The 23,559-nt window shown below is 68.7% G+C and carries 21 protein-coding genes; 9 read left to right on the top strand and 12 right to left on the bottom strand.

Features of this window, described 5'->3' with window-relative positions; all coding sequences use genetic code 11:
- Positions 1–10 precede the first annotated feature (10 nt).
- The 5 genes from tal (at position 11) to A5702_RS03760 (ending at position 4,848) form a co-directional block, all read left to right on the top strand.
- Positions 11–1,129, top strand: a complete 1,119-nt coding sequence (gene tal / locus A5702_RS03780) for a transaldolase (RefSeq protein WP_068218398.1) — start codon at positions 11–13, stop codon at positions 1,127–1,129.
- Positions 1,126–2,670: a glucose-6-phosphate dehydrogenase gene (zwf, locus tag A5702_RS03775; RefSeq protein WP_067819784.1), complete on the top strand. Its 1,545-nt coding sequence runs from the start codon at positions 1,126–1,128 to the stop codon at positions 2,668–2,670. Before tal ends, zwf begins: the two co-directional genes overlap by 4 nt.
- A 94-nt stretch (positions 2,671–2,764) precedes the next feature.
- Positions 2,765–3,676, top strand: a complete 912-nt coding sequence (gene opcA / locus A5702_RS03770; protein WP_068218394.1) for a glucose-6-phosphate dehydrogenase assembly protein OpcA — start codon at positions 2,765–2,767, stop codon at positions 3,674–3,676.
- Positions 3,673–4,422, top strand: coding sequence for a 6-phosphogluconolactonase (gene pgl / locus A5702_RS03765; protein WP_068218391.1), 750 nt, complete (start codon positions 3,673–3,675; stop codon positions 4,420–4,422). Before opcA ends, pgl begins: the two co-directional genes overlap by 4 nt.
- A gap of 27 nt (positions 4,423–4,449) precedes the next feature.
- Entirely contained in the window at positions 4,450–4,848 is a 399-nt protein-coding gene (locus tag A5702_RS03760) for a hypothetical protein (RefSeq protein ID WP_055403476.1), read from the top strand.
- 3 nt (positions 4,849–4,851) lie between these two features.
- Here the strand turns inward: A5702_RS03760 and A5702_RS03755 are convergent, their stop codons facing one another.
- From A5702_RS03755 to A5702_RS03705, 11 genes are all read right to left on the bottom strand, one after another.
- Complete coding sequence (locus tag A5702_RS03755; RefSeq protein WP_068218388.1) at positions 4,852–5,664, bottom strand: DUF1206 domain-containing protein; 813 nt, start codon at positions 5,662–5,664, stop codon at positions 4,852–4,854.
- A gap of 16 nt (positions 5,665–5,680) precedes the next feature.
- The gene (gene ppc, locus A5702_RS03750; protein WP_068218385.1) at positions 5,681–8,488 is read right to left on the bottom strand and encodes a phosphoenolpyruvate carboxylase; all 2,808 of its coding nucleotides are present in this window, start codon (positions 8,486–8,488) and stop codon (positions 5,681–5,683) included.
- A 45-nt stretch (positions 8,489–8,533) separates the two neighbouring features.
- A complete protein-coding gene (gene secG, locus A5702_RS03745) occupies positions 8,534–8,767 on the bottom strand; it encodes a preprotein translocase subunit SecG (protein ID WP_040624202.1) in 234 nt (77 codons plus the stop codon).
- A gap of 50 nt (positions 8,768–8,817) precedes the next feature.
- Positions 8,818–10,266: an MFS transporter gene (locus tag A5702_RS03740; RefSeq protein ID WP_231964986.1), complete on the bottom strand. Its 1,449-nt coding sequence runs from the start codon at positions 10,264–10,266 to the stop codon at positions 8,818–8,820.
- On the bottom strand, positions 10,263–10,829 hold the full coding sequence (locus tag A5702_RS03735; protein WP_068218382.1) for a PadR family transcriptional regulator: 567 nt from the start codon (positions 10,827–10,829) through the stop codon (positions 10,263–10,265). Before A5702_RS03735 ends, A5702_RS03740 begins: the two co-directional genes overlap by 4 nt.
- A 74-nt stretch (positions 10,830–10,903) precedes the next feature.
- On the bottom strand, positions 10,904–11,689 hold the full coding sequence (tpiA, locus tag A5702_RS03730) for a triose-phosphate isomerase (RefSeq protein WP_067819801.1): 786 nt from the start codon (positions 11,687–11,689) through the stop codon (positions 10,904–10,906).
- On the bottom strand, positions 11,686–12,924 hold the full coding sequence (pgk, locus tag A5702_RS03725; protein WP_068218379.1) for a phosphoglycerate kinase: 1,239 nt from the start codon (positions 12,922–12,924) through the stop codon (positions 11,686–11,688). Before pgk ends, tpiA begins: the two co-directional genes overlap by 4 nt.
- Before the next feature lie 2 nt (positions 12,925–12,926).
- On the bottom strand, positions 12,927–13,946 hold the full coding sequence (gene gap / locus A5702_RS03720; RefSeq protein ID WP_068218377.1) for a type I glyceraldehyde-3-phosphate dehydrogenase: 1,020 nt from the start codon (positions 13,944–13,946) through the stop codon (positions 12,927–12,929).
- A 112-nt stretch (positions 13,947–14,058) separates the two neighbouring features.
- On the bottom strand, positions 14,059–15,486 hold the full coding sequence (locus A5702_RS03715) for an NAD(P)/FAD-dependent oxidoreductase (protein WP_068218373.1): 1,428 nt from the start codon (positions 15,484–15,486) through the stop codon (positions 14,059–14,061).
- Positions 15,483–17,249 (bottom strand): DUF3556 domain-containing protein, encoded by a 1,767-nt coding sequence (locus A5702_RS03710; protein WP_068218370.1) that lies wholly within the window; start codon positions 17,247–17,249, stop codon positions 15,483–15,485. The genes A5702_RS03715 and A5702_RS03710 overlap by 4 nt, the downstream gene beginning before the upstream one ends.
- A gap of 151 nt (positions 17,250–17,400) precedes the next feature.
- Entirely contained in the window at positions 17,401–17,754 is a 354-nt protein-coding gene (locus A5702_RS03705) for a hypothetical protein (RefSeq protein WP_231964985.1), read from the bottom strand.
- Positions 17,755–18,123: 369 nt separating this feature from the next.
- Between A5702_RS03705 and A5702_RS03700 the strand changes: the two genes are divergently transcribed.
- The 4 genes from A5702_RS03700 (at position 18,124) to A5702_RS03685 (ending at position 22,754) form a co-directional block, all read left to right on the top strand.
- Positions 18,124–18,864 (top strand): lysophospholipid acyltransferase family protein, encoded by a 741-nt coding sequence (locus A5702_RS03700; RefSeq protein ID WP_231633875.1) that lies wholly within the window; start codon positions 18,124–18,126, stop codon positions 18,862–18,864.
- A gap of 60 nt (positions 18,865–18,924) precedes the next feature.
- Complete coding sequence (gene fadD12 / locus A5702_RS03695; RefSeq protein ID WP_231964988.1) at positions 18,925–20,511, top strand: acyl-CoA ligase FadD12; 1,587 nt, start codon at positions 18,925–18,927, stop codon at positions 20,509–20,511.
- On the top strand, positions 20,511–21,782 hold the full coding sequence (locus A5702_RS03690) for an alpha/beta hydrolase (protein ID WP_068218358.1): 1,272 nt from the start codon (positions 20,511–20,513) through the stop codon (positions 21,780–21,782). The genes fadD12 and A5702_RS03690 overlap by 1 nt, the downstream gene beginning before the upstream one ends.
- 126 nt (positions 21,783–21,908) lie before the next feature.
- Complete coding sequence (locus A5702_RS03685; protein WP_068218355.1) at positions 21,909–22,754, top strand: DUF559 domain-containing protein; 846 nt, start codon at positions 21,909–21,911, stop codon at positions 22,752–22,754.
- A 60-nt stretch (positions 22,755–22,814) separates the two neighbouring features.
- On the opposite strand, the gene A5702_RS03680 is transcribed toward A5702_RS03685, so the two are convergent.
- Positions 22,815–23,559 (bottom strand): WS/DGAT domain-containing protein (locus A5702_RS03680; RefSeq protein ID WP_156669474.1); only part of this gene is annotated, 745 nt, incomplete at its 5' end.

Genomic DNA, 23,559 nt, shown 5'->3' with positions numbered 1-23,559 from the left:
GGTGATTCACATGACCCAGAACCCCAACCTGGCGGCGCTGTCCGCCGCGGGCGTATCCGTGTGGCTGGATGACCTGTCGCGCCAGCGGCTGCAGTCGGGCAACCTGCAGGAGCTGATCGACACCAAAAGCGTTGTGGGAGTGACGACCAACCCGTCGATCTTCCAGAAGGCGCTGGCCGACAGCGACACCTACAACGACCAGATCACCGAGCTGGCCGAGCGCGGCGCCGACGTGGACGCCACCATCCGCACGGTCACCACCGACGACGTGCGTAACGCGTGCGACGTGCTGCGGCCGCAGTGGGAAGCCTCCGACGGTGTCGACGGCAGGGTGTCGATCGAGGTCGACCCGCGCCTCGCCGCCGAGACCGACAAGACCACCGCGCAGGCCGTCGAGCTGTGGAAGATCGTCGACCGGCCCAACCTGTTCATCAAAATTCCGGCGACCAAGGCCGGGATTCCGGCTATCACCGCCACCCTTGCGGAGGGCATTTCGGTCAACGTCACGCTGATCTTCTCCGTCGAGCGGCACCGCCAGGTGATGGACGCCTACCTGGCCGGCCTGGAGAAGGCCCGCGAGGCCGGTCACGACCTGTCCAAGATCCATTCCGTCGCTTCGTTTTTCGTGTCCCGGGTGGACACCGAGGTGGACAAGCGCCTGGAAAAGATCGGTTCCGAGGAGGCGTCGGCGTTGCGCGGACAGGCCGGAGTGGCCAACGCCCGGCTGGCCTACGCGGCCTACCAGGAGGTCTTCGAGGGCGGCGATCGCTACGAGGCGCTCAAGGGCGACGGGGCCCGCGTGCAGCGTCCGCTGTGGGCGTCGACCGGGGTCAAGAACCCCGACTACTCCGACACCCTCTACGTCACCGAGCTGGTCGCACCGAACACGGTGAACACCATGCCGGAGAAGACGATTGACGCCGTCGCCGACCACGGTGAGATCAAGGGTGACACCGTCACCGGCACCGCGTCGGCCGCCCAAGAGGTGTTCGACAAGCTGGCCGGGATCGGGATCGACCTCACCGACGTGTTCAAAGTGCTGGAGAACGAGGGCGTGGAGAAGTTCGTGGAGTCCTGGACCGAGCTGCTGGAGGAGACGCAAAAGCAGCTGGACTCCGCCTCGAAATGAGCCCTGCTCGTACCGCTGAACAATGGCATAACCCGTTACGGGACAAGCGCGACAAGCGACTGCCGCGCATCGCGGGCCCGTGCGGCATGGTGATCTTCGGGGTCACCGGCGACCTGGCCCGCAAAAAGGTGATGCCGGCCATCTACGACCTGGCCAACCGCGGGCTGCTGCCGCCGAGCTTCTCGCTGGTGGGGTTCGCGCGCCGGGACTGGGAAACCCAGGACTTCCGCAAGGTGGTCTACCAGGCCGTCAAGGATCACTGCCGCACGCCCTTCCGGGAGGAGAACTGGGAGCGGCTGGCCGAGGGATTCCGTTTCGTGCCAGGGTCTTTCGACGACGACGCGTCGTTCGCCCGGCTGGCCGAGACCCTGGACAAGCTGGACGCCGAGCGCGGCACCGGCGGCAACCACGCCTTCTACCTGGCCATCCCGCCCAAGTCCTTTCCCGTGGTGTGCGAACAGCTGCACAAGTCCGGGCTGGCCCGACCGCAGGGCGATCGCTGGAGCCGGGTGGTGATCGAGAAGCCCTTCGGGCACGACCTCGAGAGCGCGCAGGACCTGAACCATGCCGTCAACGCCGTCTTCCCCGAGGAGGCGGTGTTCCGCATCGACCACTACCTGGGCAAGGAGACGGTTCGCAACATCCTGGCGCTGCGGTTCGCCAATCAGTTGTTCGACCCGATCTGGAACGCGCACTACGTGGATCACGTACAGATCACCATGGCCGAGGACATCGGATTGGGCGGGCGCGCAGGCTATTACGACGGCATCGGCGCCGCCCGCGACGTCATCCAGAACCACCTGATGCAGCTGCTGGCGCTGACCGCGATGGAGGAGCCGGTCAGCTTCAACCCGGCGGCGTTGCAGACCGAGAAGATCAAGGTGCTCTCGGCCACTCAGTTGGCGCAGCCGCTGGACGAGACCACCAGCCGAGGCCAATACACCGGCGGCTGGCAGGGTGGCGAGAAGGTGGTCGGGCTGCTCGACGAGGAGGGGTTCGCCAAGGACTCCACCACCGAGACCTTCGCCGCCATCACGCTCGAGGTGGACACCCGCCGCTGGGCCGGCGTGCCGTTCTACCTGCGGACCGGAAAACGCCTGGGCCGCAGGGTGACCGAGATCGCGCTCGTCTTCAAACGCGCCCCGCACCTGCCGTTCGACGCCACCATGACCGACGAGCTCGGCGCCAACGCGATGGTCATCCGGGTGCAGCCCGACGAGGGCATCACGCTGCGGTTCGGCTCCAAGGTGCCGGGCACCGCGATGGAGGTCCGCGACGTCAACATGGACTTCTCCTACGGCTCGGCGTTCGCCGAGGAATCGCCCGAGGCCTACGAACAGCTGATCCTCGACGTGCTGCTGGGCGAGCCGTCGCTGTTCCCGGTCAACGAAGAGGTCGAATTGGCTTGGCAGATACTGGATCCCGTTCTGGACAACTGGGCGGCCGACGGCAAGCCCGAGCCGTACGAGGCGGGCACCTGGGGTCCGGAGTCGGCCTTCGAGATGCTGCGCCGCACGGGGCGTGAATGGCGGCGGCCGTGATCCGCGCCGGCGACGATGCAGAACCGCGTGATGTGGGGGTACTCCCCGGCTCCGCGGGGACCCCACCCGCTTGCGGGGGAAAGGAGCGGCGCACTTGATCATCGACATGCCGGACACCACCACCACCGCTGTCAACAAGAAGCTCGACGAACTGCGGGAAAGGGTCGGCGCCGTGACGATGGGCCGGGTGCTGACGCTGATCATCGCGCCGGACAGCGACGCCGTCCTGGAGGAGTCACTCGAGGCCGCCAACAACGCCAGCCACGAGCACCCCAGCCGGATCATCGTGACGATGCGGGGCGACCCGTACGCCGACGAGCCGCGCCTGGACGCGCAGCTGCGGGCGGGCGGCGACACCGGCGCCAGCGAGGTCGTCATCCTGAAGCTGTCCGGGGCGCTCGCGGGGCACGCCGCCAGCGTGGTGATGCCGTTCCTGCTGCCCGACATCCCCGTGGTGGCGTGGTGGCCGGACATCGCCCCGGCCGTGCCCGCCCAGGACCCGTTGGGCAAGTTGGCGATTCGGCGCATCACCGACGCCACGAAGGGGACCGATCCCCTGGCGGCGATCAGGAGCCGCCGGCCCGGCTACACCGCCGGCGACACGGACCTGGCGTGGGCCCGCATCACCTACTGGCGGGCGCTGCTCACCTCCGCGGTCGATCTGGCCCCCCACGAGCCGATCGAGTCGGCCCTGGTGTCCGGCCTGAAAACCGAACCGGCGCTCGACGTCCTGGCGGGTTGGCTGGCCAGCCGCATCGACGGCCCGGTGCGCCGGGCGGTAGGCGACCTGAAGGTGGAACTCGTCCGCAAGAGCGAGACCATCGTCTTGAGCCGGCCGCAGGAGGGCAGAACGGCGACACTGAGCCGCACCGCCAAGCCGGAGGCCCTGCTTCCCTTGCCGCGCAGGGAAACCGGCGAGTGCCTCGCCGAAGACCTGCGGCGGCTCGACCCCGACGAGATCTACCAAACAGCGCTAGAGGGCATTGAGAAAGTGCAGTACGTGTGAGCACCATCATCGAAGTTTTCCCCGACAGTCAAGCCCTGGTCGAGGCCGCCGCCAACCGGCTGGCCGACTCCATCCGCGACGCCGTGGCGGCCCGGGACCGAGCGCTCGTCGTGCTGACCGGCGGCGGCAACGGCATCGGATTGCTCGAGTCCCTCGTGGGACGCGACGTCGCCTGGCCCAAGGTGCACCTGTTCTGGGGCGACGAACGCTACGTCCCCGAAGACGACGACGAGCGCAACGACAAGCAGGCGCGGGCGGCGCTGCTGGACCGGATCGTCATTCCGTCCAGCCACGTGCACACGATGCCGGCCAGCGACGGCGAATTCGGCACCGACCTCGCGGCGGCCGCGCTCGCCTACGAACAGCTGCTGGCCGCCAACGCCGAACCCGGCCAGCCGGCACCGAATTTCGATGTGCACCTGCTGGGCATGGGCCCGGAGGGCCACATCAACTCATTGTTCCCCGACACGCCCGCGGTCGTGGAAACCAGCCGCATGGTGGTTCCAGTCGAGGACTCCCCCAAGCCGCCTCCCCGGCGAATCACCCTGACCCTGCCCGCGGTTCAGCGCTCGCGGGAGGTCTGGCTGATGGTCTCCGGCGGTTCGAAGGCCGACGCGGTGGCGGCGGCAATCGGCGGCGCCGCGCCGGTTTCGGTGCCGGCCGCCGGGGCGATCGGCACCGAAACCACGCTCTGGCTGCTCGACGAGGAGGCCGCGGCCAAACTTCCCTCGGGTCAGCGAAGCTAGTTCCGCACCCGGTAGGTCCGGGTAATAATGGCGGTCATGGCAGACAGAACCGTGCGCGGTGGGCAAGAGCGAAGCCGGATCAAGACCCTCACCCAGGCTGCGTTGAACGCCGACAAGACGGTGGAGCAGGTCGAAGACGTCCTGGACGGCCTCAGCAGGACCATGAAAGAGCTGAACACCTCCCTGTCCAACCTGAACGCCACGGTCGAGCGCATGGAGAGCGGCCTGGATCACCTGGACGGCACCCTGTCCAGCCTGGACGACCTGGCACGGCGACTCATCGTCCTGGTCGAACCGGTGGAGACGATCGTCGGGCGCATCGACGACATGGTGAAGGTCGGCGAGGTGATGATGACGCCGCTGTCCATGACCGAGCACGCGGTGCGCGGCGTGGTGGACCGGCTGCGCAACCGCGCGGTGGAATAGCGCCTACATCTTGGTCGACCGGGCCATCACGAAGCTGTACAGCCCGTAGGTGATGATCCCCACCCCGGCGGCGATCAGCAGCGCCGCCCCGAAGTGTTGGGCCCCAAGCGTCTTCAGCGCGCCGTCGAGCCCCGTGGCCTTCTTCGGCTCCGAGCGGCAGGCGGCGACGATCACCAGCGCGCCCGTCAGGGTGATCACGATGCCCTTGCCGATGTAGCCGGCCACGCCGAGCCGTCGCACGAAGTCGCCCGACTTGCCCCGCAGGTCGTCGACGAAGTTGCGGCTGGCGCCCTTGTGGATGTGGTAGCAGCCGACCACGACGATGATCGCGCCGGCAGCGACGAGCGCCAGCGTGCCGGCGGTCGTTCCCATCAGCCGGGCGCTGATGCTCGAATTCTGTTGATCCGCGGGCCTTCCCGCGCCCCGGGCGAAGCCGAACGCCGAGTACGCGAACGCGAGGTAAACCGCCGCCAGTCCGAGGGCCTTCGCCCGCGAGGACGCGTCCGACGACGCGCCCTCCGTCTTGCGGTCGCTCGATCGGCCGAGGACCGTTTCGACGAGCCGCCACAGGCCCATCGCCAAAAGGGCGGCGGTGGCGATCCAGAGCGCCAACGGCCCACCCGGTTTGGCCGCCAACGTCGCCAGGGCGCCGGTCTGATCGGCGGTGCCGCCGTCGCCGCACGCAACCCGGATCGCGAGATAGCCGACGATCAGGTGCAGGACGCCGTTGACGACGTACCCGACGCGGGCGAGCCGTTCGAAGACGCCGTTCTGCGCCAACTCGGCCGCGGTGAGCGGTGAGACGCCGTCCGACATGGCTTACGGATGCCCATCACCCGCTGTTCCGTAACGCGCTGGCCAACCCGTTCATCGTCAACAGGATGCCGCGCTGCACCAACTCGTCGTCGTCGCCGGAGCGGTAGCGGCGCAACAACTCCACCTGCAGGTGGTTCAGCGGCTCGAGGTAGGGGAAGCGGTTGAACACCGACCGCGCCAGCGCGGGGTTGTCGGCGAGCAGGTCGTCCTGACCGGTGATGAGCTTGTGCATCGCGATGGTCCGCCGGTGCTCGTCGACGATCTTGTCGAACACCCGGTCGCGCAGCTCCTCGTCGGAAACCAGCTGCGCGTACCGGGCCGCCAGCCCGAGGTCGCTCTTGGCCAGCACCTGCGCCATGTTGGACAGCACGCTGCGAAAGAACGGCCAGCGCTCGTACAGGTCGTGCAGGATCGCCACCCGCTCGTCTTCGCTTTCCGGGCCCGCCCCGATCCACTGCTCGAACGCCGTCCCGGTGCCGTACCAGCCGGGCAGCATGACCCGGGACTGGCTCCAGGCCAGCACCCAGGGGATGGCCCGCAGGTCGGAGATCGACGACGTCGGCTTGCGCGACGTCGGGCGGCTGCCGATGTTGAGCGAACCGATCTCGCTGACCGGAGTGGAGGCCATGAAGTAGTCGACGAAACCCGGTGTCTCATGCACTAATTCGGCGTAGGCCCGCTGCGCCAGGGTGGCCACCTCGTCGAGCACCGCATAGGCGGGCTCCGCGGCATCGCCCAGCCCCTCAACGTCGAGCAGCGTCGACTCCAGCGTGGCGGCGACCAGGCTCTCCAGGTTGCGCCGCGCCGATTGCGGTTCGGCGTACTTGGCGGCGATCACCTCGCCCTGCTCGGTGAGCCGCAGCGAGCCGTTCACCGCGCCCGGCGGCTGGGCCAGGATCGCTTGATAACTCGGCCCGCCGCCGCGGCCGACGGTGCCGCCGCGACCGTGGAAGAGCCGCAACCGAATTCCGGCCGTGCGGGCCACCTCGACCAGGGACAGCTCGGCGCGGTAGACCGCCCAGCTGGAGGCCAGGTAACCGCCGTCCTTGTTCGAGTCGGAGTAGCCCAGCATCACCTCCTGACGCCCGCCCTGCGCGTCGACGACCGAGCGGTACAGCGGCAGGTCCAGCATCGCCTGCAGGATCGCCGCGCCGTTGTGCAGATCGTCGATCGTCTCGAACAGCGGCGAGATGGCCACCGGGCAATACGGTTCCGCCCCGGAGGCATCAAGCAGCCCGCCCTCTTTCAGCAGGATCGCCACCTCCAGGACATCCGACACCGAGCGGCACATGGAGATGACGTAGTTCGGGACGGCGGCCGGGCCGTAGCGCCCGACGGCGTAGGCCGCGGCGTCGACGACCTCGAGCTCCTTGCGGGCCAGCTCGGACAGTTGCGCGCGGTCACCGACCAGCGGGCGGCGGGTGCCCAGTTCACCCGCCAGCAGCGCGACGCGCTCGTCCTCGGGCAGCGAGGCGTAGTCCGGATGCACCCCGGCCCACGCCAGCAGCTCCCCCACCACCTCCTCGTGGACGTCGGAGTTCTGTCGCATGTCGAGCCCGGACAGGTGAAAGCCGAAGACGCTCACGCCTTCTCGCAGCAGGGCCAGCCGGTCGTCGGCCAGCAGCGCGCTGCCGTGGGCGCGCAGCGAGGAGTCGATGGTGTCCAGATCCGCCTGCAGCTCGCCCGGGGCGGAATACGGTGGCAGGCCGAGGTCGAGCTCGTGCTGCGGTTGGCGGTCCAGGATCTCGGCGGCCGTGGCGGTGAGCCGGGCGCGGATCACCCGCACCGCCCGCCGGTAGGGCTCGTCGGCGCGGACCTTCTCCTGGCAACCCTCCGCCAGTTCGGCCAGCCCGGGAGTGACCGGGACGAGGCGCGCCGACATCGACAGATCCTGCTCGAGGGCGGTGAGCTCGGCCAGGTAGTGCGACAGTGCGGTGAACGCGGCGCTGCCGGTGGCCTGGCGCACCACGTCGCCCGTCACGTTCGGGTTGCCGTCGCGGTCGCCGCCGATCCAGGAACCGGGCGCGACGATCGGCGCGGCGAGCAGGTCGGTTTCGGGCCAGCGCGCCCGCAACGCGTCGCGGACCTCGGCGTTGACCTGCGGGATGACCTGGAAGAACGCGGCGGGGTAGTACCGCAGCCCCACCTCGATCTCGTCGGTGATCTGCAGCCGGGACAACCGGATCAGCGCGGTCTGCCACAGCGTGAGCACCTGGCGGCGCAGTTCGCGCTCGATGTTGCGCCCGTCGTCGGTTTCGGTGTGCCCTTCGGCGTGCAACCGCATCAGACTGGTGATCCGGTGCTGGGTGACGAAGACGGTGCGCCGCCGGGTTTCGGTGGGATGCGCGGTGATCACCGGGGAGATCAGCGCGCCGCGCAGCGCCTCGGCCACGGTGGCCGAATCGAGTTCGGCGCCATCGAGTTTCGCGTAGGTCGCGGCCAGGCTGCTGTCCTGGGGCGGCTCGCCGGCGGAGACGTGGATGGCGCGGCGGCGCTCCCGGTGGATGTCCTCGGCCACGTTGGCCAGCAACGCGAAGTGGCTGAACGCGCGGATGACCGGGATCGCCCGGTGAATGTCGATGCCGTCGAACATGCGCGCCAGCTCGGCGCGGTCGATCTCCGAGCGGCGCACCCGAAACGATTCCACCCGGGCGCGTTCCACGAGATCGAAGACCTCGTCGCCGTTCTGCTCGCGGACGGTGTCGCCGAGGATGGCGCCCAACAGCCGGATGTCGGCGCGCATCGGCTCGGTCGCCTCGCGACCGACCAGCGTCCGTTGCACGGCGCCGATCGGTTCCAGCGCGATGTCGGAAACGTCAACCATGAAACCCAGTATCGGTGCGGATCACGCGGTCCGCCCGCCGACGGGTCACCGGTACTTGATCAGCAGGGCCACCCCGATGATGGAGACCAGCCAGATGCCGGTGATGAACAGCGTCAACCGGTCCAGGTTCTTCTCCACCACCGTCGAGCCGGAGAGGCTGGACTGCACACCGCCACCGAACAGCGTCGACAGGCCGCCACCCTTGGCGCGGTGCAGCAGCACCAGCAGGACCACCAGCACGCTGGTGACCACAAGGGTGATCTGCAGGGCCAACTCCATGACGTGAAAGCCTACCGGTTGGCGCGCCACCGGCCGTAACCGACGCCCGGCTAGCGGCCCCAGGTCCGCCGCGGCAGCGCGAAGACCAGCGCGAAGGCCGCGACGCCGAGGCCGGCGCTGGCGGCCATCGCCAGCGTCGCGCTGTGCGCGAAGGCCGCCGCCAGCGCCGCCGGGCCGGGCCGGTCGACGTGCAGCGTGCCGAACAGCACGGTGCCGATGATCGCGATCCCGATCGCGCTGCCGATCCGCTGCGCGGTGCCGATCACACCGCTGGCCGCGCCGGCATCTTCCGCGTCGACGGTGGCGACGATGAAGTCGACGTTGGGCGCGATGAACAAGCCGCTGCCCACGCCGGCGACCAGGAGCGGGGCGGCCAGTTGCCAACCGCTGTACGCGGTGCACGGCGTGACGGCGAGCACCACCCAGATCGCGGTGATGCCGACGGCCACCATCCCCAGCCCGGCCACCAGCACGGTCCGGCCGAAGCGTGCCGCCAGGGTGTCGCTTTGTGAGGCGCCGCCGACCAGCCCGACGGCGAACGGCGTCACCACCAGACCGGATTGCAGCGCGGTGTGGCCGAGCCCCGCCTGCCACAACAGCGCGATGGTGAAGAAGATGCTCGTGAACGCCGCGAAGTACACCAGCGCGAGCAGCACGCCGCCGGTGAAGGACGCGTGCGCGAACAGTCGCGGCGGCACCAGCGGGTTGCCCCCACTCGCCTCGACGTGGCGCTCCCACCGGGCGAACACCGCGAGCAACGCCGCGGCGCCGGCCATCGAGGCGTAAGTCCACAGCGGCCAGCCGTCTTGCTGTCCCTGGATCAGCGGGACCAGCAAAGCGATCAGCGCCGCGGATAGCAGGATCAGGCCGGCCCAGTCGGCCGACGTCGCCGCGCGGTCGCTTCCCACCGGCAGGAGGACGGCCGCGGCGACGACCGCGAGCACGCCCAGCGGCACGTTGACGTCGAACACCAATCGCCACCCCGGGTCCGGCCCGAACGCCTGGATGATCAGCCCCCCGACCAGCGGGCCCAGCGCCACGGAGAAACCGATGGTCGACCCCATGATCGCCAGGGCCCGCGCCCGTTTGCGGTCGGTGAACATCAGCTGGATCAACGCGGTGACCGACGTGAAGAAGATGCCACCGCCGAGTCCCTGAACGGCCCGCGCACAGACGAGCGGAGTCTCGCCGTGCGCAAGTCCGCAGGCCAGGCTCGCCGCGGTGAACAACGACAGGCCCACGACGAAGACCCATTTGTGGCCGAACCGGTCCCCCACCCTGCCGGCGGGTATCAGAGCCAACCCGAAAGCCAGCGCATAGCCCGAAACTATCCATGACAGCGTGGCGTTCGACGCCGCAAGGCCGGTGCGGATGGCCGGCAGGGCGACGTTGACGATGGTGGTATCCAGCAATGCCATGAACGCGCCCACCAGCAGCACCGCCAGGGCGAACCAGTTGCGGCGTTCGGCACCAATGGTTTTCGGCATCGAGGTCGTCACGACTGCTCACCTCCCGTGCGCCGGCCGGTGACTATCGTCGGGAGCGCCTCGGAAAGCTCTTCATGCCAACCGATTTCGGCGCGCAGCCGGTCGGCCCGGTGCTTCATGACCAGCTTCTCGGCCACGGTGAGGTAGCGGTCGATCGCGGCGGCATGGGCTTCCCACTCGGTGAGCATGGCGTTCAGCGACGTGATCCGGGCCGCGATGGTCGCCGGCAGGTCACCGAGGTGGTCGGGCTGCAACCGGGTGATCGCCAGGTCGAACGGGTCCGGTTTGATGACGATCTCGCGCAGCGCGCGCAGCCGCAGACCGCCCAGCGCCTCGCGGCCGGCATCGGTGATGGCCCAGATCTGCCGTTGCGGATACGCGCCGGACCGCTCGATGCGAACCTCCTCGATGAGGTCCTCGGCGGCCAGTCGCTTGATCGCCCCGTACAGGGCGCCCACGGTGATGTCCGTCCAGAGGGCGACGTGCTCTTCCTCGGCAAGCAGGCGGAGCTGGTGTCCATGCATCGGGCCGCGCTCCTCGAGACCCGCCAGGATGAAGATACGTATCGATGACACGCAAGTACTCTCGCACGAGTACTCGCCCGTAGTCCAGAGCCAATGCAAACTGAGCAGGGTTCGACCGGCCGGGCCTATGGCAGGGGCCCACCGGCGGCGATCGCCGCGAGCGTCGCGAACTGCTCGCCGTCCAGCGAGGCGCCCCCGACCAGGCCGCCGTCGATGTCCTCCTGAGCGACGAGATCGCCGACGTTCTTGGCGTTCATCGAACCGCCGTAGAGCACCCGGACGCTTTCGGCGATCTTTGGCGACGCGAGGGACGCCAACTCTTTGCGGATCGCCGCACACACCTCCTGCGCGTCGGCGGAGCTGGCCACCCGGCCCGTGCCGATCGCCCACACCGGCTCGTAGGCGATCACCACGTCGGCGATCTGCTCGGCCGATAGCCCGGCCAGCGAGCCGCGCAGCTGATTTTCGCAGTAACTGACGTGTTCGCCCGCCTCGCGAGTCTCGAGGTGCTCGCCGATGCACACGATAGGGGTCAACTCGTGCTTGAGCGCCGCGGCGGCCTTCGCGGCCACCAGCGCGTCGTCCTCGTTGTGATAGGTGCGCCGCTCGGAGTGGCCGACCACGACGAAGCTGCAACCGAGCTTGGCCAGGAAGGCCCCGCTGATGTCACCGGTGTAGGCGCCCGAGTCGTGCGGGGACAGGTCCTGGCCGCCGTAGGTCAGCCGCAGCTTGTCGCCGTCGACCAGGGTCTGCACGCTGCGCAGGTCCGTGAACGGCGGCAGGACGGTGACGTCGACCTTGTCGTAGTACTTGTCCGGCAGCGCGAACGCGATCTTCTGCACCAGCGCGATCGCCTCGAAGTGGTTGAGGTTCATCTTCCAGTTGCCGGCGATCAGCGGCTTGCGGCTCACGCGTCTCCTCCACTTGGTTGCGGCTCCCCGAGCACCTCGATGCCCGGCAGCGTCTTGCCCTCCAGGTATTCCAGGGACGCGCCACCGCCGGTGGAGATGTGCGAGAAGTCGGCCTCCGGGATGCCCAGGGCGCGCACCGCGGCGGCGGAGTCGCCGCCGCCCACCACGCTGAACGCGCCCTTGCCGGTGGCCGCGGCGATGGCCTCGGCGACGCCCCGGGTGCCCGTGGCGAACGCCGGGAACTCGAACACGCCCATGGGGCCGTTCCAGAAGACGGTGCGGGCGTTGGACAGCAGGGCCGCGAAGCGCTTCACCGATTCCGGCCCGATGTCCAGCCCGATCACGTCGTCACCGATGGCGTCGGCGGCCACCGTCTGCGGCGGCGAGTCCGCGGCGAACCGCTCGGCCACCACGACGTCCCTGGGCAGCCGCAGCACGTCGACGTAGGTGTCCAGCAACCGGCGGCAGGTGTCCACCATCTCTTCTTCGAGCAGCGACTTACCCACCGAAAAGCCTTGTGCGGCAAGGAATGTGAAGCACATGCCGCCGCCGATCACGATGCTGTCGGCCTTGGTCGCCAACGATTCGATGACGCCGAGCTTGTCGGACACCTTCGACCCGCCGAGCACGACGGCGTACGGCCGCTCGGTGGAGCTGGTCAGCTGCTCCAACACCGCGATCTCCTCGGCCACCAGGGTGCCGGCGTAGTGCGGCAGCAGCGTGGCGACGTCGTACACCGAGGCCTGCTTGCGGTGCACCACCCCGAAGCCGTCGGAGACGAAAGCGCCTCCGGGCGAGACCAATTCGGCGAGCTCGCGGGCGAGCGCGAGCCGCTCCCCGTCGTCCTTGCTGGTCTCGCGCGGATCGAAGCGGATGTTCTCCAGCAGCAGCACGTCGCCGTCCGTCAGCCCCTCGGCCCGGGCCAGCGCGTCGCCGCCGACTACATCGCCGGCCAGCTGCACGTGCCGGCCGAGGCGTTCGCCGAGCGCGGCGGCGACCGGCGCCAGCGACAGCTTCGGGTCGGGGCCACCCTTCGGGCGACCGAGGTGCGCGGCGACCACGACCTTGGCGCCGGCGTCGACGAGCGCCTGCAGCGTCGGCACCGACGCGGCGATCCGGCCCGGGTCGGTGATGGCGCCTTCCTCGTCGAGCGGCACGTTCAGGTCGGAGCGCACCAACACGCCGCGACCCGAGACGCCTTCGGCGAGAAGGTCTTTCAGGTTCGGAATGCCCACGACTACAGCGACTTGCCGACCAGCGCGACGAGGTCGATGAGGCGGTTGGAGTAGCCCCACTCGTTGTCGTACCAGGACACCACCTTGGCCTGGTTGTCGATCACCTTGGTCAGCCCGGAGTCGAAGATCGAGCTGTGTGGATCGGTGACGATGTCGCTGGAGACGATCGGCGCGTCGTAGTACTTCAGGATGCCCTTCAGCCGGCCCTCGGCGGCGGCCCTGAACGCCGCGTTGATCTCGTCGGCGCTGGCCGACTTGGCCAATTCGACGGTCAGGTCGGTGACCGAACCGGTGGGGATCGGCACCCGCAACGCGTAACCGTCGAGCTTGCCCTTCAGCTCGGGCATCACCAGCCCGATCGCCTTGGCGGCGCCGGTGGAGGTCGGCACGATGTTCAGCGCGGCCGCGCGGGCGCGACGCAGGTCCTTGTGCGGGCCGTCCTGCAGGTTCTGGTCCTGGGTGTAGGCGTGGATCGTGGTCATCAGCCCCTTGACGATGCCGAACTCGTCCTGGAGCACCCGGGTGACCGGCGCCAGGCAGTTCGTGGTGCACGACGCGTTGGAGATGATGTTCTGGCTGCCGTCGTACTTGTCGTCGTTGACGCCGAGCACGATGGTGATGTCCTCGTCGGTGGCGGGCGCGGAGATGATCACCTTCTTGGCGCCGGCGTCCAGGTGGCCCCTGGCCTTGGCCGCGTTGGTGAAGATGCCGGTGGACTCGACGACGACGTCGACCCCGAGGTCACCCCAGGGCAGCGCCGCCGGGCCTTCCTTCACCTCGAGCGCCTTGATCTTCTTGCTGCCCACGACGATGGTGTCGTCACCCTCGAGGCTGACGTCATACGGCAGGCGGCCCAGGATGGAGTCGAATTTCAGCAGGTGCGCCAGGCTGGCGTTGTCGGTGAGGTCGTTGACCGCGATCACCTCGATATCAGCGGTGCCCTGCTCCTGTTGAGCCAGTAAGGCCCGGTAGAAGTTCCGCCCGATTCGACCGAAGCCGTTGATGCCTACTCGGACCGTCACTTGTCTCTCCCTGTCTTGTGATGTCTCTAGAGTCCGCTGATTAAGCGCTCGCCGTCAGCCTAGATGAGTAACATGCACGGTCGCCGCCCCGGTTCCCGCGGCGAATGTGATGTCAGCCGCGGCGCGGTTTCTTCAGCCACTTCAGCGCCGACTCGGCGGCGTGGTAGCCGCACAGCCCGTGGATGCCGGCCCCCGGCGGCGTCGACTGGGAACACAGGTAGACGCCCGGGACGCCGGTCGCGTAGGGGTCGACGGCGATGCGCGGGCGGAAGATGACCTGCAGCCCGTCGTTGGCGCCGCCGATGATGTCACCGCCGATGAAGTTGGCGTTGTAGGCCTGCAGTTCCGCGGTCGACTTGCTGACCGTCGCCAGCACGCGTTCGGAGAAGCCGGGCGCGAACCGCTCGATCTGCCCGACGACGGCGGTGGTGGCGTCGCCTTCGTAGCCGAACGGCACGTGCGCGTACGCCCAGATCGGGTTGACGTTGCCCGCCGAGCGCGACGGGTCGGCCAGGTATTGCTGGCCGAGGAGGACGAAGGGCCGGTCGACCATCTTGCCCTGCGCGCGTTGGCGTTCGGTGTCGGCCATCTCGGCGAAGGTGCCGCCGAGGTGCACGGTGCCGGCCCGCGCGCAGTCGGGGTTCGTCCACGGGATGTCGCCCTCGATCGCGAAGTCGACCTTGAACGCCGAGGAGCCCTCGCGGTAGCGCCCGTACGAGCGCCGGATCCGGCCCGGCATCGCGTCGCCGTAGAGGGCGAGCGCGGCGGCCGGGCTGAGGTCGAGCATGACGATGTCCGCGTCCGGGATGTCTTTGCGGCTGGTGACCGTCACCCCGGTGGCCACCGAGCCGCCGTGCTCCTTCAGCGCGGCGGCCAGCGCCTGGCTGATGGACCCGGACCCGCCTTGCGCGACGGGCCAGCCGTAGCGGTGCCCGCTGGCCAGGATCATCAGCCCGAGGGACGCGGTGAGCGGGCGGTCCAGCCGCGTGAAGACGTGCGCGGCGGCGCCGCCGAACAACGCGCGGACCGGCTCGGTGCGAAACCAGCGGGCCATCGTGGTGGCCGGCAGCAGCGCCCGGGGCCCGAAGGCGGCCAGGCGAATCGGGTGACGCGGGATGCCCAGCACGGGGCCCATGAGATCCTCGGCCAGCTCGTCGAACCCCGCCGCCAGGTCCCCGATCGCCCGCCGCCAGCGGGCGGCGTCCGGGCCCATGCGGGCCACCGTCTCGTCGATCGACCGGTAGAGCAGGCCGGCGCTGCCGTCGTCGAGCGGGTGCGCGCAGTCGACCTCCGGCCAGTTCCACCGCAGCCCGTGGCGCTGCAGGTCGATCTCTTTCCACAACGGCGAGCCCACGCCCAGCGGGTGAAACGCCGAGCAGTGGTCGTGGATGACGCCGGGCAGCGTCAGTTCGCCGGAGCGGGCTCCCCCACCGACGGTGTCGCGCGCCTCGAGCACCTGAACGTCGACGCCGTGGCGGGCGAGCCGGATCGCCGCGGCCAGGCCGTTGGGGCCGGCACCGACCACCACCGCTCGGGTCATAGGGCGTTGCGCCCGCTCGCCCGCGTCGTGACATGCACGGGCAACTCGTCTCCGGGCTCCGGCCACGGCTGCCGGGTGAGCATGTCGTCGACGTTGACATAGCCTTCCTCGATCAGTCCAGCTTTCGCATCGAAGATGCGGTACCACTGCTTCCGGATGTGGATCGGCTGTCCCTCGAGGACGATCACCCGCACGTCGCCGTCGGAGAATTGGCAGCGGCGCTGCACGGCTTCGAGCAGCTGCTCGTTGTGCAGGTGGCCCTCGCCGAAGTTCCAGCCGACGAGCGGCCCGGCGACGATCTCGCCCTCGCGGATCTTGTAATTGGCCTCCTCGGCCTCTCCGCCCAAGGCGCGAGGCACCAGGGCGTTGAGCGCGCGGCCGTGCACGTGCATGGCCCGGAACGCCGCGGTCTTGTCCGCCATGATCTCCGCGGTCTCGGGGTCGTAAAGCCGGGCCAGCTGGTTGACGACGAGGGCGGAGCTCTTGACGATCTCGGCGTCGATCTTTTCCTCGGCGCCGGCGCGGAAGCACCACACGCTGGAGGCCCAGTTGCCGGCGTAATACCTCATCGCCGGGAGGAATGAAATCTTCTCAGGGAACATGTTTCCCACGATCACGAACGCCGCCGCGGCGATGACGAGGGCCCACAGCAGCGGCGAACGCAGGTCGGTGGCCCGGATCGAGGCGTAGTGCCCGAACAGATAGAACAGCGAGAAGATGAAAAAAACGTTCCACTCCAACGGAACTCCCATCGGGAGGTTGGAAATGATGTTGAGGTGGAAGATGACCATGAATCCGATCAGGAACCACCGCCACGGGTGATCGCCGGCGAAGAAGACCAGCACCGTCGGAACCACGAATTCGGCTGTGGTGCCGCCGACGTGGGCCATCATCTTCGGCAACCAGGTGGGACGCAGATCGTTGATGTGGTCGCGGTACAGCATGTGCTTGAGCGGGTTGAACAGTTTGGGCCGCAACAGCGCGTTGTTGCTCGTCATCACCGACACCACGTACGGGAAGTGGTGGTTCAGCTTGGATGTTGCGGCGCCCCACCACAACAACAGCATGATGAGCTTGTATGCCGCGATCTGATCGGTGAACGGGAAGAAGAACACAAACAGCTTGAGCCAGTAGTGCTCGCCGCGCGCGGCCAGGAAAATGGTCTTGTCGCGCAGGCCCAGTACGGCCAGCGCGACGATCGTCGGGATGACGCGAACGGGGTCGATCAGGCCGACGTCACCGGCCGCGGTGACCGGCCCGCCGTGGCCGGGCGACAGCAGCGCCCACACCCCGCCGGCCAAAACGATTGCGTACAGCGCGACATCGACGACGGTGCGGTTGTCACCGGCCGTGAACGGCACCTTTGTCGGCCACGCCGGCAGCCGAATCGTGTTGGGCCGCAACCAGTACAAGATCCCGCCGATGGGCGGCATGAACCGTCCGGTCAGCGGGCCGGACCCACAACCCAGGCCCAACACCTCGAACATCAGCGTGTAGACGATGACCTTCTGGTAGACAATCGGCTGTGTCCACCAGTCGGCGATGCGGCCGAGCCCGCCGAGGCCCGGGGTCAGCGAGATGATCGCAGCGGCGACGGCGATGTACAGGGCGATCTTGATCAGGTACAGCAGATACACGGCATACGGTGTCCCGAAGCCGTGTTCCGCCCAGTGCCGCGTCACGACCTGCAGCCGGGTGGCCCGGGGCAGAGTGGGCCAGGCCTTGCGATCGACGTCGGGAAGCTCCGGGGTCATGAATCCCATGGGCGGCCTCGTTCGGTGTCGGGAGAAACCAGTTCGACCCTCAAATGTATCGGCACCGCGATCCAGTGTCACCGATTCCGCGCCACCCGGCTCCCCGCCGGTGGTATTGGCGACGAAAACCGTTGTGTTTCAGGCGAATACGAGGGGGCGACTAGCGAGCCGTGGGGCGCCGCCGCGCGGAATGGGCGGGCGGCTCGCCGGGGGCCCGGCGGGCGAATCGGCGGCGCAGGTTCTCCAGCATCGCGTCGAGATTGTCCCGATCCTGTTCCTCGATTCGCGCCATGCGCCGAAGGTTGCAGACGGCATCGGCGTCACCGGCGACTTGCGCGGACGCGATCGCCTTCTGATAGTCGTCGATCCGCTGTTCGATGAGCCTGCGATTCTGGGAGAGCAGCCGGATGAAGTAGTCCGCCTGGCGCTGATCCGCCGCGTCCGCGCCGGCCGGGTCGACGTCGCCCGCCGGCGCGGGCGGCTGGCTCGTCTGGGCCGGTTCGGACCGGACCACGCTGGCGTGCAGCCGGCGAGCGCGCCGGTCACGAGGCGTGATTTTGCGTGCGGGGCCCGATCGGGCGCTTAGTTCGGGGGACAAACCGGCAACGTCCATCGGGTTCCCCGCTTCTCGATATCTCACTGAGGGCGTCGTAACAATAGCGCCCGGACCGGGGCGACACCATATCAATGGACGCGATCGATGGACGCGGAAAGAAATAGGCACCGTGACGGCGGCCGCGCAGCGCTCGCTACCATCAAACTCGGCGCGGCCTTCAAACCTCGAGCGGCCTCGCGGGAGCGTCAAGGGAGGAACGTGACCGAAAACGATCACCGCGACGACGGCGACATCGGCAAATTCGACCCCGTCCTGACCCAGCGCCTGATGGGCGTGATGCGCCCGGCGCTGAAGGTCTACTTCCGGTCCGAGGTGCACGGCCTGGATTCGTTCCCGCCCGGCGGGGCGCTGGTCGTCGGCAATCACTCCGGCGGCATGTTCCCGATGGACGTCCCGATCTTCACCGTGCACTTCTACGAGAAATTCGGCTACGACCGACCCGTGTACACGCTGAGCCACGACATCCTCATGACCGGCCCCACCGGAGACTTCTTCCGGCGCACCGGGTACATCCGGGCGAACCGGGAGAACGCGGCCCAGGCCCTGCGGTCCGGCGGGGTGGTGATCGTCTTTCCCGGCGGTGACTACGACGCGTACCGGCCGACGCTGTCGGAGAACGTCATCGACTTCGACGGGCGCAAGGGATACGTCAGGACGGCGATCGAGGCCGGCGTCCCCATCGTGCCCGCGGTGTCCATCGGCGGGCAGGAGACGCAGCTCTACCTGTCGCGCGGGACCTGGCTGGCCGAGCGGCTGGGGGTGAAGCGCCTGCTGCGCAGCGCCATCCTGCCGCTGTCGTTCGGCTTCCCCTTCGGGTTCAGCGCCGTGATTCCGCCCAACCTGCCGCTGCCCACCAAGATCGTCACGCAGGTGCTGAAGCCGATCGACATCGCCGCGCAATTCGGCGACGACCCGGACGTCGACGAGGTCGACGAGCATGTCCGATCGGTGATGCAGCAGGCCCTCAAGGACCTGGCCGCCAAGCGACGCTTCCCGATCCTGGGCTGAGCCGTGGCTTCTCCGTTGAATCAAGCCTTCGGCGTCATCACCACCCTGCGGCGCGCGGGCATGATCGCGCCGATGCGGCCCGACCGCTACCTGAAGATCGCCGCGGCCATGCGCCGCGAGGGCATGGGGATGACCGTCGGCTTCGCCAGTGCGGCGCAACGCTGCCCGGACCGGCCCGGCCTGATCGACGAACTGGGCACGCTGACCTGGCGCCAGCTGGACGAGCGGATCAACGCGCTCGCCGCGGCGCTGCAGAAACTGCCCGCCGGCCGGCCCCGGGTTGTCGGGATCATGTGCCGCAACCACCGCGGCTTCGTCGAGGCGGTGGTGGCCACCAACCGGATCGGGTCCGACGTGGTGTTGCTCAACACGTCATTCGCCGGACCGGCGCTCGCCGAAGTCGTCAACCGCGAGGGTGTGGACGCCGTCATCTACGACGAGGAGTTCACCGAGACCGTGGACCGCGCGCTGGCCGACAAACCCGAGGCCACCCGCATCGTGGCCTGGACCGTCCCCCGCGAGCGGGAGGGGCCCCCAGGGCAGCACGAGCTCACCGTCGAGCGGCTGATCGCCGGGCACAGCGGCCAGCAGCCCGAGCGCACCGGGCGCAAGGGCAGGATGATCCTGCTGACCTCCGGCACCACCGGAACGCCCAAGGGCGCCAACCAAACTGGCGGCAACGCGGGCATCGGCACGCTCAAGGCCATCCTGGACCGCACGCCGTGGCGGGCCGAGGAGACGGTCGTGGTCGTGGCGCCGATGTTCCACGCCTGGGGTTTCTCGCAGTTGATTTTCGCGGCGTCGATGGCGTGCACGGTGGTCACCCGGCGCAAGTTCGATCCGGAGGCGACGCTGGACCTCATCGACCGGCACCGGGCGACCGGCCTGGCGGTGGTGCCGGTGATGTTCGACCGCATCATGGAGTTGCCGCCCGAGGTGCGCAAGCGGTACAGCTGCAAGACATTGCGATTCGCGGCGGCATCCGGCTCGCGCATGCGCCCCGACGTCGTCACCGCGTTCATGGACGAATTCGGCGACGTGATCTACAACAACTACAACGCCACCGAGGCCGGCATGATCGCCACCGCCACCCCGGCGGACCTGCGGGCGGCGCCCGACACCGCGGGCCGGCCGGCGGGCGGGACCGAAATCCGGATTCTGGATGCGGATTTCAACGAATTGCCCACCGGTGAGGTCGGCACCATCTATGTCCGCAACGACACCCAGTTCGAGGGTTACACGTCGGGCAGCACGAAAGATTTCCACGCCGGGTTCATGTCCTCGGGCGACGTGGGCTATCTGGACGAGGCCGGCCGGTTGTTCGTGGTCGGGCGCGACGACGAGATGATCGTCTCCGGCGGGGAGAACGTCTACCCGATCGAGGTGGAGAAGACGCTGGCGGCGCACGACGACGTGGCCGAGGCCGCGGTGATCGGCGTCGACGACGAGCAGTACGGCCAGCGCCTGGCGGCGTTCGTGGTGCTGAGCCCGGGCGCCCAGGCCACGGTCGAGACGCTCAAGCAACACGTCCGGGACAACCTGGCCAACTACAAGGTCCCCCGCGAAATCGCCATCCTCGACGAGCTTCCGCGCAGCAGCACCGGAAAGATCCTGCGCAGCGATCTGCAGTCCCGGGTCACCGGCTGATGCGTCGCTTTTCGCAACTGCGGCGTCCCCGGCCGCTGGCGCGCGCCGCCCTGGAATTGGCCAACGCCGCCAACGGATTACGGCCGCTGGCCCGCAAGGGCTACAGCACCGTGCTGGTCTTCTGGTTCGGCTGGCCGACCTCGGAGGTGCCGGGCGTCTACTTCTCCGTCTCGCTGGTGGACGCGCTGCGGCGCGCACGGCGCGGCCATTTCGAGGGGCGGCGCGGCAAGGCGGCGCTGGCGCTGACGGCCGCGTCGTGGGCGATCCTGGGGGTGATCCGCTACCGCGCCGTCACCACCCCCGGGCCGGTGCTGGAGGCGGGGCTGCGCGAGCAGCTCGGACACGACTACTCCGAGGCGCTGGGCAAGCTGCCGCACACCAAGCCCACGCGCAGCGGGCGGCGCAGCCTGCCGCTGGGCAACACCGTGGCGCGCCGGCGCTACGTCGAGAAGACCAACGTGGTGTCCTACGGGCCCAACGGCCGCGCCAACCTCGCCGACATCTGGCGCCGCCGTGACCTGCCGCGCGACGCCAAGGCCCCGGTGCTGCTGCAGGTGCCGGGCGGCGCCTGGATGATCGGGATGCGGCGGCCGCAGGCCTACCCCCTGATGAGCCACCTGGCCGCGCGCGGCTGGGTGTGTGTCTCGATCGGCTATCGGGTCTCCCCTCGGCACACCTGGCCCGATCACATCGTCGACGTCAAACGGGCGCTGGCGTGGGTCAAGGAGAACATCGCCGACTACGGCGGCGACCCCGACTTCGTCGCGGTCACCGGCGGCTCCGCGGGCGGGCACCTGTGCGCGCTGGCGGCGCTGACCCCGAACGACCCGAAGTTCCAGCCGGGCTTCGAAGAAGCCGACACGTCGGTGGTGGCCGCCGTCCCGATCTACGGCCGCTACGACTGGTTCTCCACCGAGGGCGAGGGCCGGCCAGAGTTCGTCTCGCTGCTCGAAAAGTTCGTCGTCAAGCGGCCATTCGACTCTCACCGCGACGTCTACGTCGACGCGTCACCGATCCGGCGGCTACACGCCGACGCGCCGCCCTTCTTCGTGTTGCACGGCAGCGACGATTCGCTCATCCCCGTCGGCGAGGCCCAGGAGTTCATCGAGGAACTGCGCGCGGTGTCGAAATCCCCGGTCGCGTACGCCGAATTGCCCAGCGCACAACACGCTTTCGACATCTTCAGCTCGCCCCGCGCGCATCGGTCGGCGGAGGCCGTCGCGCGCTTCCTGTCCTGGGTGTACGCGACCAACCCGCCCGAGCGCGACTAAGGCCGGTCGCGCCGAGCGTCACGCCAGCGTGGCTCTGGGACGCGAGCGTCACGCTGGCGTGGCAGGGTGTGGATAGTCGGGACGCACTGACCTGACGTTCGTCAGGGTGTGTGCGACGCTGCCGCGATGGCGGAACCATTCATCGGCAGTGAGGCGGTCGCACACGGAGAACTCATCAAGAGCGGGTTGCGGACGCACTACACGAAGTTGTTTCGCGATGTGTATGTCGATCCCGGCGCAGAGCTCACTCCGCTGATTCGAGCCCGCGCAGCATGGCTGTGGTCGCGTCGGCGAGGCATTATCGCGGGGCTGTCGGCTGCCGCTATTCATGGTGCCGTGTGGGTAGACCCCACGGCACCGCTGGAGATCCTCCATAGCAACAGAAACCCGTTGCCGGGATTGCGGATTCATAGTGACCGGCTAGAAGACGACGAAATCACGCTCATCGACGGCGTTCCCGTGACGACGCCGGCCCGGACGGCTGTCGACCTGGGATGCTGGCACCCGATGAACGATGCGGTGGCCGTGATCGACGACCTGCTTCGCGCGACCGACTGCCAGGTGGCCGAGCTTCAGATGCTGGCCGAACGGTATCCGGGCCGACGCGGCATTCAGTCGGCGCGTAACGCGATCAGTCTCGCGGACGCCGGCGCGCAGTCGCCCAAGGAGACGTGGTTGCGGCTGTTGCTGATCCGCGCGGGGCTGCCCCGGCCACGAACGCAGATTCCGGTCAGTGACGAGTTCGGCCAGCAAACGTACTACCTCGACATGGGTTGGGAGGATGTCAAAGTCGCCGCCGAGTACGACGGTGAGCAACATCGTCGGGATCGCTGGCAATACACGTGGGACATCAGGCGGCGCGAAACGCTCGAACGTCTGGGCTGGATCGTCGTTCGAGTGGTCGTCGGCGATCGCCCGGCCGACATCGTCAGCCGGGTAAGAGCCGCCTTGGCCCGGCGAGCGTCACGCTAGCGTGACGCTCGCTTGCGGCGGTCACGCTAGCGTGACGCTCGCGGCAGGAGAGAGAGCCCCTCACTCCCGCGCGGCGGCCTTCTCCAATTCGGTAAGCGCCGGCTCGATGCGGTCGGCCATGTCGTCGATGTCGTTGGCCACCTCGGGCGTCGTGACGAAGCCGAAGTCCAGATAGTCGGTGTAGGAGAAGCAGGTGATGTTCAGGGCGACGTCCATGACGGGCGGCCCGAGCGGCACCAGCGAATCCAGCCGCGCGCCCGCCATGAACAACGGGAACGGCGGGCCCGGCACATTGGAGACAACCAGGTTGATGGGGGCCAGGTTTCGCGACAGGCCACTGGCCGTGTAGGCGCGCGCGGCCAGCCCCAGCAGCCCGGGCGGTGTCGTCTCGGTCAGCCCCATGATCTGGTGCGCCGACAAGGCTTTGGCCATCAGCTTGGCGTTCTGGGTGCTCTCGTGGATCGCGCGCAGCCGCTCGGCGGGATCCTCGACGTCGGTGGCCAGCGACACGGTCATCGAGCTCACCTGATTGCCGACGTCGTCCTTGTTGTCGTCGGTGCGGGTGGAGACGGGAATCTGGGCGATGAGTGGTTTGGCGGGCAACTCGCCGCGCTTCTGCAGGTACTCGCGGGCGGCTCCGGCCACCAGCGCCAGCACGACGTCGTTGAGCTTGACGCCGTAGGCGTCCTTGACGGCCTTGGCCCGCGCGAGTTCGACGCGGCAGCCGGTGATTCGCCGGTGCGGCGAGACGGGGGCGTTGAACCGGGTCTTGGGCGCCTCGAAGTAGCGCGGCGGCCGGCCGCTG

This window comes from Mycobacterium sp. E3339 (assembly GCF_001666915.1).
Lineage (GTDB): Bacteria > Actinomycetota > Actinomycetes > Mycobacteriales > Mycobacteriaceae > Mycobacterium.
Note: the sequence above shows the minus strand (reverse complement) of the source record. Positions and strands in the feature narration are given on the sequence as shown.